This is a genomic window from Chryseosolibacter indicum, from assembly GCF_018598585.1.
Classification (GTDB): Bacteria; Bacteroidota; Bacteroidia; order Cytophagales; family Cyclobacteriaceae; genus Chryseosolibacter; species Chryseosolibacter indicus.
Map to the genome: position 1 here is coordinate 21,644 of NZ_JAHESD010000002.1, position 12,493 is coordinate 34,136.

7 protein-coding genes are annotated in these 12,493 nt (G+C 40.9%); 2 read left to right on the top strand and 5 right to left on the bottom strand.

What is annotated here, in order from left to right:
* Window positions 1-16: 16 nt before the first annotated feature.
* Complete coding sequence (glgB, locus tag KK060_RS00910) at window positions 17-1,993, top strand: 1,4-alpha-glucan branching protein GlgB (RefSeq protein ID WP_254151520.1); 1,977 nt, start codon at window positions 17-19, stop codon at window positions 1,991-1,993.
* 41 nt (window positions 1,994-2,034) lie between these two features.
* On the top strand, window positions 2,035-4,422 hold the full coding sequence (locus KK060_RS00915; protein ID WP_254151521.1) for a DUF3536 domain-containing protein: 2,388 nt from the start codon (window positions 2,035-2,037) through the stop codon (window positions 4,420-4,422).
* 5 nt (window positions 4,423-4,427) lie between these two features.
* Here KK060_RS00915 and KK060_RS00920 read toward each other — a convergent pair whose 3' ends face one another.
* From KK060_RS00920 to KK060_RS00940, 5 genes are all read right to left on the bottom strand, one after another.
* Window positions 4,428-6,356, bottom strand: coding sequence for a tandem-95 repeat protein (locus KK060_RS00920; RefSeq protein ID WP_254151522.1), 1,929 nt, complete (start codon window positions 6,354-6,356; stop codon window positions 4,428-4,430).
* Between the two features lie 45 nt (window positions 6,357-6,401).
* Window positions 6,402-7,391, bottom strand: a complete 990-nt coding sequence (locus KK060_RS00925) for an ROK family protein (protein ID WP_254151523.1) — start codon at window positions 7,389-7,391, stop codon at window positions 6,402-6,404.
* Window positions 7,392-7,402: 11 nt separating this feature from the next.
* The gene (pfkA, locus tag KK060_RS00930; RefSeq protein ID WP_254151524.1) at window positions 7,403-8,389 is read right to left on the bottom strand and encodes a 6-phosphofructokinase; all 987 of its coding nucleotides are present in this window, start codon (window positions 8,387-8,389) and stop codon (window positions 7,403-7,405) included.
* Between the two features lie 59 nt (window positions 8,390-8,448).
* Window positions 8,449-10,101, bottom strand: a complete 1,653-nt coding sequence (gene pgi / locus KK060_RS00935) for a glucose-6-phosphate isomerase (RefSeq protein WP_254151525.1) — start codon at window positions 10,099-10,101, stop codon at window positions 8,449-8,451.
* Between the two features lie 61 nt (window positions 10,102-10,162).
* Window positions 10,163-12,430, bottom strand: a complete 2,268-nt coding sequence (locus KK060_RS00940) for a Tex family protein (protein ID WP_254151526.1) — start codon at window positions 12,428-12,430, stop codon at window positions 10,163-10,165.
* Window positions 12,431-12,493: the final 63 nt, after the last annotated feature.

Genomic DNA, 12,493 nt, shown 5'->3' on the forward strand with positions numbered 1-12,493 from the left:
CAGAAAATTATTACCAATGGAATCAACAACACTAGAAATGGAACCCACTACCACTTTTCAACATTTTACGTTGTTTACTGATTATGACATTCATCTTTTCAGAGCAGGCAAACATTTTAAGCTATATGAAAAGTTAGGCTCTCATGTAGTAAAACATGGGGGAACAGAAGGAACTTATTTTGCCGTTTGGGCTCCAAATGCAAAATCAATATCAGTTATTGGTAATTTTAATAATTGGAATAATTCGTCGCATCATCTCCACGCCCGCTGGGATGAGTCTGGAATATGGGAAGGTTTTTTTCCTGATATTAAGCATGGTGAAATTTATAAGTATGCAATTCAATCTACAACGGGCGATTACCTGGAGAAAGCTGATCCTTTTGCACGCTATTACGAAATGCCGCCTCAAACAGCTTCTGTTGTTTGGGAACCTCATTACGAATGGAAAGATCAGAAGTGGCTTGAACGTAGAAAGAGTTTGGCCGGTAAACCACAACCATACTCTGTGTATGAGGTGCACCTTGGCTCATGGAAGAAAAAGTATGAAGACAACAACAGATCTTTAAATTATCCGGAATTTGCTCAAGAACTAGTTCAGTACGTAAAGGATTTAGGATTTACCCACGTGGAATTTCTGCCAGTAATGGAACATCCTTTCTACGGCTCCTGGGGCTATCAACTAACGGGATACTTTGCTCCGACAAGTCGTTATGGCAGTCCCTCAGATTTTATGTATCTGGTAGACTGTTTCCACCAAGCTGGTATAGGTGTAATTCTTGACTGGGTTCCTTCACATTTTCCTGGGGATGCTCATGGACTTTATAAATTTGATGGAACTCACCTTTTTGAGCACGCTGACCCTCGTTTAGGTTTTCACCCTGACTGGAGTAGTTACATTTTCAACTATGGAAGAAATGAAGTAAGAGCATTTTTGATTAGTAACGCTCTCTTTTGGTTGGAGCAATATCACATTGACGGCTTACGTGTAGATGCCGTTGCTTCTATGCTGTACCTTGATTATTCTCGTAAAGCAGGTGAATGGATTCCCAATAAATACGGAGGGAATGAAAATCTTGAAGCGATCGCTTTTTTGAAGGAGTTTAACGAAGTAGTGTATGCAAATTACCCAGATACTATTACCGTTGCGGAAGAGTCTACATCATGGTCCGGCGTATCACGCCCTACATTTCTTGGGGGATTAGGGTTTGGCCAAAAATGGATGATGGGATGGATGCACGACACACTATCCTACTTTAAAACAGATCCCATTCACCGGAAGTATCATCAAAACGACATTACGTTTAGTGTAATGTACGCATTTACTGAAAACTTTATGCTTCCCCTTTCTCATGATGAAGTTGTCCATGGGAAGGGATCTCTTTTAGGAAGAATGCCAGGTGATGATTGGCGGAGATTCGCAAATCTAAGGTTACTCTTCTCTTACATGTTTACACATCCTGGTACTAAACTTCTTTTCATGGGAGGTGAGTTTGGTCAGGCAATGGAATGGAGCCATGACCGAGGATTGGATTGGAACCTGTTACAACATCCGTTGCATGCAGGAGTTCAGACGCTGATCAAAGATTTAAACACGTTCTATAAAGCTGAGAAGGCATTGTATCAATATGCTTTTGAAGCAAAAGGATTTCAATGGATTGACTATAGCGACAGAGAAAACAGTGTGATCGCATATCAGCGCATGGCAGATGATAAAGAAGATGTATTGGTAATTGTATGTAATTTTACTCCTGAAGTCAGATACCATTATCGCGTCGGTGTGCCGTATAGAGGAATGTGGAAGGAAGCATTTAATTCCGATAATTCTCGTTATGGCGGAAGCGACGTCCTTAATGCTGGTTTACTAAGTACTTCGCCTGTAAAATATCATGGTGGAGATTACTCAATTTCATTAACTTTACCACCGTTAGCTGTTTCCGTTCTTAAGCTGGAGAAAGAAATTACCGAGTTCGATTTGCAGGAGAAGGGAACGTAACAACTAATGTTTAAGTTCTTAATGTTTTAATTCGAACCTTGTTGGAAAAGTATATCTGTATTCACGGGCACTTCTATCAGCCGCCTCGTGAAAATGCTTGGCTTGAAGTTATTGAAGTTCAAGATTCAGCACATCCTTATCATGACTGGAATGAGCGCGTAACCGCAGAGTGTTACGCGCCCAATACAGCATCCCGTATTCTTAATGAAAATGGTGTCATTACCAATATCGTTAATAATTATTCAAAGATCAGCTTCAACTTCGGAGCAACATTGCTCTCTTGGATGGAGAACAACGACCGGGAAACCTATGAGGCGATTCTTGAAGCCGACCGTGAAAGCCTGAAGTTGTTTAATGGTCACGGTTCTGCGCTTGCCCAAGTATACAATCATATTATAATGCCGCTTGCTAATGGCCGGGATAAAGAGACGCAAATCATTTGGGGCATTAGAGATTTCGAGTATAGATTCAATCGCAAACCGGAAGGTATGTGGTTGGCTGAAACGGCTGTAGACACAGAGTCTCTTGAACTTCTTGCCAACTATGGTATCAAGTTTACGGTTCTTGCTCCGCGCCAGGCAAAAGCATTTAGACAGATAGGGGAGGAGACATGGTCTCAGCGACCAATAGATACCAGGAGGCCTTACTTATTTAATCTTCCATCGGGCAAGTCTATTGTTCTGTTTTTCTACGATGGAGATATTTCACAAGCAGTTGCCTTTAGCGGATTGTTGAACGATGGAAGAAAATTTGGAGATTATTTGGTTAATAGCTTTGATCCCAAGTCTGATTCAACACAGCTTGTTCACATAGCAACAGATGGAGAAACATATGGTCATCATCATAAGCATGGTGATATGGCCCTTGCATTCTGTATAAATTATATAGAAAAGAATCCAGATGTGAAGCTTACAAATTATGCGGCTTTCCTTGCCAATCATCCACCAGCATACGAGGCGCAGATTCATGAAAATAGTTCGTGGAGCTGTGTTCATGGTGTTGAAAGGTGGAGAAATGACTGCGGTTGTAATTCAGGTGGAAAACCCAACTGGAATCAGAAATGGAGAAAGCCATTACGAGAAACTTTGGATTGGCTTCGGGACGAACTTTCCGAAATTTATGAGCGCGAAACAGCGAAGTTCTTAAGAGATCCTTGGGAGGCGAGACAAGACTACATTAATGTCATACTAAGACGTGATGATGATTCTATACGGAAGTTTGTAAAAGATCATTGCATTGCTCCGGTAGAGCTAAATACAGTCTTAAGATTGATGGAAGTACAGCGGAACGCAATGCTGATGTATACGAGCTGTGGGTGGTTCTTTGATGAAGTGTCAGGCATTGAGACGACGCAAATCATGCAGTACGCTTGTCGTGCAATGCAGTTGACTTCGCAAATCAGTGATTTTGATCTTGAACTTGAATTTAGAAAACGACTTGAGTCTGTTCCTAGTAACGTTCCTGGTTTGGAAAATGGAGCAAATATTTATACAAAGTATGTGCTTCCTTCTAAAATCAACCTTCAACGTGTAGGGATGCATTACGCCATTGCGTCTTTGTTTGAGGATGACCCTGAATCCTTCCCTGTGTTTAACTACACCACTTCTAACGAGATATTTATACGCAAAGAGGCAGGACAGCAAAAAATGGTACTTGCCGTTACCAAAGTTAAATCAAACGTTACACGTTCAGAAAGGAAATTTGCATTTGCAGTAATACATCTTGGCGGCCATAACATTATTGGAAATATCTCTCTGGAAATGGAGGAAGAGAAATTTGCAAGTATGCAAGCCAGGATGGTAAGCGCGTTTGATGATGGTCGGCTTGCTGATATTATTGGGTTGATGCAAATGTACTTTGGTCCTGAGAAGTTTTCTATTTGGCAGTTGTTTCAGGATGAAAAGAGAAAGGTCTTCAACTTTATTACACAGCAAAGTATGGTTGACCTGGAGGATTCTTTAAGAAGAATTTATAACAGAGACTATCCATTGGTAATGGCTCTTGGAAATAATGATATTCCAATTCCAAATGCATACAGGACGAGCTTTGAGTACATTCTTAATATTGATCTGATTGATTGTTTTCAAACCGACAAGATCAATATCAGACAAGTAGAGCGGGTTATGACAGAGCTTGTTAACTGGGATTTGAGAATAGAAGATCCTGGTAAGGTTGAGAAATTTGCAGGAGAGAGCATTTTTAAAGAACTAAAACGAATAGGTGCCGAGGGTGATAGTTATAAACGAATTGAAAGACTCAATCGTCTCTTTCCGCTTTTGGTAAGATTTAACTTAAGGCCTAACTTGTATAAGAGCCAGAATCTATACTTTGAGATATCAAAAAGTATAGAAAAGAGCAACGGACGATCAGAAGAATGGAAAAGGCAATTTGCTAATTTAGGAAAGAATCTTGGCGTTAAGATTGAATAATCACCTTACCTGAGAAGGGTGATTATTCCTTTTACGGCAGATGTGTTTTCTGTGTTGTTGAATTTAATAACATAGTAGTAAACATCTGCAGGAAGCATGGTGCCATTGAAATGGCCGTCCCATTCTTTGTTAAAACCCTGAGATTCAAAAACCAATACTCCTGCTTTTGTATACACATTAATAACCGCATCATCGAAGGGTATCCCTACGTTAATTGGTTTAATTACCCACGTATCATTTATGTTATCGCCATTCGGTGTAAAACCAGTTGGTATTTCTAAATCTACACGAATTTCATCTGTAAGTTTAATGGCTCTTGTCACCCGGTTGCTATTGGAAAGGCCATCGTTGACAGTTGCATAAATTACCTTATACGGTTCCGTCTGTTCTGCTAAGTCAATTTTAATTGCTTTAAAGGCATCCATGTATTCATTGATAGATGCTTTGCCAATTAAGGCTAAAATTCCGTTTTCCGAGTCAAATACACCCCGTATCCTGGAAGTGTTATTAAAAGTTAAAATATCAAGAGCAGGTTGATAAGTTTCCTTTGCAAAAGCAATTTCTGCAAGTGCTAGCGTGTCATGGTCAGGATCGGTAATGGTTATGTCGCCAAAAATCCCTGATGGGCCAGAGCCTGGTTTGATGTACAGAGAATCCTGTCTGCTTAAACGAATTGCAGGTGCATCATTAATAGGCCTGATTGTTATTAAAAAATTATAAGGATCACTTGTATTTAGTCCATCGCTCACTGTCACACTTACAAAGAGACTTCCAGCATAATTGGCAGAAGGTACAATGATGTAATTATTATTGATCGTGTAGTTGTCGCCAGGATTAACTTTTAAAGTAAAGCCTTGAGGATAATTGCTATCATTATCGCTAACTCTCAGATGCTGGAGGGTTATTGTAAAAGTTTGATCCTCGTCAATAATAACGGGAGTTTGACTGGTAATAATCGGTTTGCTACTGCTGCCTTTTTGTATACTTATCCTGAGTGAGAAGGGATCACTCTCTGCTTTTCCATCGCTTACTTTTACTGTTACGGGGAGTTCGCCGGTAAAAGTAGGAGAGGATATAATTTGGGTTCCGTTGACCACATAATTATTTCCTTGCATTACGATCAAAGAAAATCCGGTTGGATAGGTGTCATCAGGATCGCTAACAATAAGATGAGATAACTCTATAGTTAATGGAACACCACTAAATCCTTTTACCTGTTGTTGTCCTGTAATTTTAGGAGGGTCATTTACAGGATTGACCTGAAGCTGAAAGTTGAAAGCTTGTTGCGATTCGCCGCCCTGGGCGTCTCTGGCTTTGACAGGAATGGTTAACGTGCCATTAAAGTTGGCAGCGGGAGTAATTATATTGCCAGAGAAAGTGTAGTTGGCTCCTGCTGATAAGATAATAGTAAATTGATTGTCATCAGGATCGGATATTTGTAGATACTCTGGTCCTAATGTAAATGGTCGTTCTTCATCAGTGCTTGCAGATATCTGCCCCGTTACTACCGGAACGTCATTCACTGGATTAACCGTTATTTTAAAATCAAAACGATCGCTGTTGTCCTCACCATCATTTACAGTAACAGGGACTGATAATACACCGAAAAAATTTGGATTTGCAATTACCGTGGTTCCAGACAAGGTATAATTTTCACCTTCATATACGGCCATTGTAAATCCTGCCGGATAAAACCAATCAGAAGGATCACGATCTTCAACAAAAAGATCAGTAAGGTTTATAGTATAAGCTTGATCTTCGTTTATTGTAATTTCCTTTTGCCGTACAATTCGTGGCTTCCTGTTTCTGGCGTTCTCCTGCGCCCAACTGGCTTGGGAAAGTATAAAAGAAATTAGCGTCAGAAGAACGACGCGGGTAAGAGAAAAGTATCTGTCTTTAAAAACTCGATTAAACTTTAGGTAGAAAGATAACATACCTTTCTACCTAAAAAAATTTATGCCGGTTGTTGTCTTAAGGTGCTAAGCAATGACCTCTTTAAGCTGGCTTTGCTTATTATCTAAGTAATTCCAAACAAGACTACTTGCACCTAATATTGGCGCTGCCTGATTTTGAAGACCCGACGGAAGAACTTTTACTTTGCCTCTGAACAAAGGCATAAGGTTAGCTTCCATGTGTCTGATTGTTGGTTTAAAAATAAGATCTCCGGCCAGTGACAGACCGCCGAAAAGGAAAATTGCTTCAGGATCTGTATGTACTACAGTCTCAGCTAATTTCATCCCCAATATTCTTCCGGTGTATTCAAATGCTGCAAGTGCCACTACGTCACCTCTTACGGCCGCCTCAGTAATCATTTTTGTGCTAAGGTTGTCGAAGCTTATACCGCGGAGCTCGCTAGGTTCTAAGTGGTCTGCCAATAATTTGTAAACCGTTCTTTTAATACCAGTAGCCGAAACGTAAGTTTCTAAACATCCACGTTTCCCACAGTTGCAATATCTCCCGGCAGGGTTTACAGATGTATGACCTACTTCACCAGCGATACCGTGTTTTCCATTGAGGAGTTGACCGTTCGCAACAAAGCCACTTCCCAGCCCAGTACCTAGTGTAATAACGATGAAGTCCTTCATTCCTTTGGCTGCACCATAAACCATTTCACCAACAGCCGCTGCGTTGGCGTCGTTTGTAATAACAGCAGGCATGTCAAATTCTTCCTTCAGCATGTCTGCCAATGGTATAATGCCCTTCCATTTCAGATTTGTGGCACGTTCAATTGTTCCTTTATAGTAATTACCATTTGCAGCACCTACACCAATTCCAAGAACCTGGTTTTCTCCCTTGATACTCTCCATGGCAGCACGTAATGCTTTTGCAAGGCCATTAAAGTAATCTTTGAATTCTTCGTACTCAGTGGTAGAAATACTCCCCTGGAATAAAACCTGACCGGTCTTATCTACAATTCCATACTTAGTATTCGTTCCTCCGATGTCAATGCCAATTGTTAATTGTTTCATGTGCTGCGTTTTTATATGGAAAGAATTTTGGCAATTCTCAAAGACTCACTATCGATCTCGTGATGCTTGTTTGCCATTATTGTATTGAAGTCATTATAAACAATCTTGTTATCCTTAACACCTACCATCACGTCGTTTTGACCTGCTAGTAATCCTTCGACCGCTGCAATTCCCATTCTGCTAGCAAGCACACGGTCAAAATAAGTAGGAGCGCCTCCACGTTGTAAATGTCCAAGAATAGTTACCTTAATATCAAAGTAGGAAGAACGCTCTGCTACCATCTTTGCAAGGGTGTTGGCATCTCCGATTTTTGATCCTTCAGCAACAACAACAAGATTTGATTTCTTATTAGTTTCTTTGTCTGCACCTAAGAGGTTATACAGATCATCGAAGCTCATATTTTCTTCGGGAATAATGATCGCGGTAGCTCCTCCGGCTATTCCACTATTTATCGCTATATACCCTGAGTTTCTTCCCATTACTTCAACAAAGAACAACCGGTTGTGCGATAATGCAGTATCACGGATCCTGTCTATAGCTTCAACTGCAGTGTTCGTAGCAGTATCATAGCCTATTGTATAATCTGTACCAGGAAGATCATTATCTATTGTTCCTGGGATACACACTGAGGGAATCTTGTATTCTTCATAGAACTTGTGAAGGCCTGTGAAAGTACCATCGCCACCTATTGCCACGAGGGCGTCTATGCCTTCCCGCATCAGATTTTCGTAGGCTTCTTTTCTTCCTTCAGGGGTACGAAATGCCTTACTTCTTGCTGACTTCAGAATGGTTCCGCCACGCTGTATGATGTTTCCTACAGATCGAGCTCCCAGCTTCACAATGTCTCCTTCAATCATGCCTTCGTATCCACGCACAATTCCGAAACAATCCTTTTTATAATACGTACAAGCTCTTACTACTGCACGTATTGCAGCGTTCATTCCTGGAGCATCTCCACCTGACGTAAAGACCCCGATTTTCCGAATTTTATTCTCCATCAAGATTAAAAATCCATCAAAAATAATGGATGTGTTTTACTTTGCAATCAATAATTTAACTAACTGAACTTCAAACGTTTGAAATGGTTGATTAACCCATTCGTAGATGAGTCATGAGAGGTGATTTCATCACGGCTTGCCAATTCTGGCAGGATTTTCTTTGCTAGAACTTTTCCTAATTCAACGCCCCATTGATCAAAACTATATATATTCCATATAACTCCCTGTACAAAAATCTTGTGCTCGTACATGGCTATAAGACTGCCCAAAGTGCGGGGTGTAAGCTTTTTGAAAAGGATGGTGTTACTCGGTCTGTTTCCTTCAAATACACGGAACGGGGTATGGAATGCAATCTCTTCTTTTGTCATCCCTGCCTTTTCCAGGTCTTGCTCTACTTCTTCTGCAGTTTTGCCATTCATCAGCGCTTCTGTTTGAGCAAAAAAGTTTGATAACAATTTGTCATGGTGATCTCCTATAGGATTATGACTTATTGCAGGAGCTATGAAGTCGCAAGGAATTAGTTTAGTGCCCTGGTGAATAAGTTGGTAGAAAGCATGCTGACCGTTTGTTCCCGGCTCTCCCCAAATAATAGGACCAGTTTGATAAAGAACATTTCTGCCTTCCCTATCAACTGACTTCCCATTGCTTTCCATATTTCCTTGTTGAAAATAAGCAGCAAAGCGGTGGAGGTACTGATCGTACGGTAAAATTGCTTCTGATGCTGCGCCAAAGAAGTTATTATACCAGATGCCCAGTAAGGCAAGAATAACCGGAATGTTTTTCTCTAAAGGTTCGTTGCGGAAATGGTTGTCCATGGCATGGGCACCTTCGAGTAACTGCACAAAGTTGTTGTACCCAATGGTACAGCAAATGGATAAACCGATGGAAGACCACAATGAATAACGGCCGCCAACCCAATCCCAGAAAACAAACATATTCTCTGGCGCTATACCAAATTTGGTAACTTCTTTCTGATTTGTAGAAACTGCAACAAAGTGTTTTGCAACGTCACCTTTATTTGATGTCTTTTCCAAAAACCAAGCACGTGCGCTTTCTGCGTTGGTCATTGTTTCCTGAGTGGTAAACGTTTTGGAAGCAATAATAAAAAGTGTTGTTTCCGGGTCTAGGTGTTTTAAGGTTTCGGCGATATGCGTGCCGTCTACGTTAGAAACAAAGTGAGGAGTAATGGTAGACCAGTAGGGGCGAAGCGCCTCTGTGACCATATACGGGCCCAGATCAGATCCTCCGATACCTATGTTTACAATATGTTTAATTGATTTTCCTGAAAAACCTTTCCATGCGCCGCTAATAACACTTTCTGAAAAGGTCTTCATTTGTTCAAGAACCTTGTTTACTTCAGGCATCACATCCTGTCCATCAGAAAGTATGGGTTTATTAGAGCGGTTTCTTAACGCAACGTGAAGAACAGATCGCTTTTCTGTTTTATTAATTGCCTCTCCCGTAAACATTGCGCTTATGGCCTGAGGAAGTTCTACCTCGTTAGCCAGTTGAATGAGTAAGCTGCGTACTTCTTCATTGATTATATTTTTGGAGTAATCAACAAGAATATCTTCAAACTGAATCTGAAATTTTTGAAAACGCTGAGGGTCTTCGATGAAGAGCTCTCGCATATGCGTTGCCTGCATGGTGAGAAAAATCATCTCAAGCTTTTGCCATGCTGAAGATTCAACCGGATTGTGACTAGGTAGCATGTTGAATTAAGTTTTTTAGTTTAAACCTCAATGGTTATGCATATCCATTGAAGCATTAGAATCACTTCTTAAATTTATTCATAAGCATAGCCAGCTTTTCTTCCATGCTAGCTTCTTTTTCTTTAGGCCGTTGCTGCTTAGGACGATTACCTCCTCTACCTTGCGTTTCGCCTGCCTGAGCAAAAGGGTCACTCTTCATAGATAAGCCAATACGCTTACGCTCAACTTCTACCTCAACAACAGTAACCATAACTTTTTGTTGAACGGTTACCGCCTCTTTGGGATCTTTAATAAACTTATCCGATAAGTGGCTGATGTGTACAAGGCCATCCTGGTGAACGCCAATATCTACAAATGCTCCGAAGTTAGTAACATTGGTTACAATGCCAGGTAATTTCATGCCTATCTTAAGATCTTTAATTTCATTTACGCCTTCAGTAAAACTAAACACCTCGAAAGACTCCCTTGGGTCTCTCCCCGGTTTTTCAAGTTCTTTTAAGATATCATTTAAAGTAGGCAAGCCTACTTTATCCGTTACGTACTTGGTAAGATCAAGCTGTTTCCTTAATTCGCCGCTTGTCATCAGGTCTTTCACGGAACATCCAAGATCGGCCGCCATCTTTTCAACGATAGGGTAACTTTCAGGATGTACCGCACTTGCGTCCAGCGGGTTCTCAGCTTTATGTATCCTTAAAAATCCTGCCGCTTGTTCAAATACTTTTTCTCCCAGGCGTGGCACTTTCATCAAAGTAGCTCTGTCTGTAAAGGGTCCGTTCTGATTTCTGAATTCAATAATGTTTTTCGCTAACGCCGGACTTAATCCTGATACGTAGGACAGAAGTTCTTTACTAGCGGTATTTACTTCAACACCTACAGAGTTTACGCAGCTCATTACAACATCATCCAGACCTTGCTTCAATTTTGTCTGGTCAACGTCATGCTGATATTGACCAACGCCAATTGATTTGGGATCTATCTTAACAAGCTCCGCTAACGGATCCATCAATCTTCTTCCAATAGATACGGCACCACGAACCGTTACATCTTTATCAGGAAACTCGTCGCGGGCAACTTCTGAAGCCGAATAAACGGAAGCGCCGCTTTCGTTAACCATAACCACTAAAACCTTTTTACTCAATCCGATGGATTTAACAAAAGATTCAGTTTCACGGCTCGCTGTTCCGTTGCCGATAGCAATAGCTTCTATATCATGCTTCTCAACAAGGCTCTTTACAATTGCGGCAGACTTAGCTGTTTCCCGTTGAGGATCATTAGGAAATATAGTTTCGTAATGAAGAAGCTGACCCTGACGATCAAGACATACCAGTTTACATCCGGTTCTGAATCCTGGGTCTAAAGCCAATACATTTTTCTGACCTAATGGAGCAGCCAGCAAAAGTTCTTTAAGGTTGGAAGCAAACACTTTAATAGCTTCCTCATCCGCTTTCATCTTAGTCTCCATCCTTACTTCTGTTTCCAGTGATGGGCGAAGAAGTCGTTTATAGCAGTCTTTTACCGCCAGTCTGATTTGTTCAGCAGCTGCGTTTTCAGTCTTTATATACTGTCGCTCAATACCTGCTATTGCTTCTTCTTCAGGCGGATAAATATCTAGGGCAAGTACACCTTCTTTTTCGCCTCTGCGTAAAGCAAGCAATCTGTGCGATGGTGTTTTAGCTACAGGCTCATTCCATTCAAAGTAGTCTTTATATTTCTGACCTTCAGCTTCTTTGCCTTTTAATACTTTTGATTCAATTACCCCTTCACTCCAGAATAGCTCACGAATGTTCTTTCTAGTTACTTGGTTCTCACTGATCCATTCGGCAATAATATCGCGCGCTCCTTCAAGTGCTTCCTGAAGTTGGGTTACACCTTTCTCTGTATCAATAAAGGTGGAAGCGTATTCTTCCAGGTTAAAATTCTCCTGATCGAATATTTTTTGAGCTAGCGGTTCTAATCCTTTTTCCTTTGCGGCGGTCGCCCTTGTTTTTCTCTTCGGTTTATAAGGAAGGTAAATATCCTCAAGCTCTGCCAGCGTGGTCGCAGCTACTATCGATTGCATTAGCTCGGTAGTAAGCTTGCCTTGTTTTTCTATAGAACTGATAATTGACTCCCTTCTCTTATCTAACTCGCGGAGTTGTTCTAATCTATCCCTGATGTTGGCGATTGCCACCTCATCCATGCTACCCGTAAGCTCTTTCCTGTATCGGGAAATAAAAGGTATGGTAGCGCCTTCGGTTAATAAGTCAGCAACTGCTTTAACATGTTTCAGTTGTAGAGAAAATTCTTTTGCGATCTGCTCGGTCCAGCGTGAAATGTTTTCGTTTTCCATAAAATTTGCGGCAGGCAAAAATAGAATAAGGCAATAAACCTACAATAGTGTATTTTTATATGC

Bases quoted from the DNA above. Each gene is read 5' to 3' on its own strand.
- KK060_RS00920 (WP_254151522.1), bottom strand. From the start codon at position 6,356: ATGTTATCTTTCTACCTAAAGTTTAATCGAGTTTTTAAAGACAGATAC.
- KK060_RS00925 (WP_254151523.1), bottom strand. From the start codon at position 7,391: ATGAAACAATTAACAATTGGCATTGACATCGGAGGAACGAATACTAAG.
- pgi (WP_254151525.1), bottom strand. From the start codon at position 10,101: ATGCTACCTAGTCACAATCCGGTTGAATCTTCAGCATGGCAAAAGCTT.
- glgB (WP_254151520.1), top strand. From the start codon at position 17: ATGGAATCAACAACACTAGAAATGGAACCCACTACCACTTTTCAACAT.
- pfkA (WP_254151524.1), bottom strand. From the start codon at position 8,389: ATGGAGAATAAAATTCGGAAAATCGGGGTCTTTACGTCAGGTGGAGAT.
- KK060_RS00940 (WP_254151526.1), bottom strand. From the start codon at position 12,430: ATGGAAAACGAAAACATTTCACGCTGGACCGAGCAGATCGCAAAAGAA.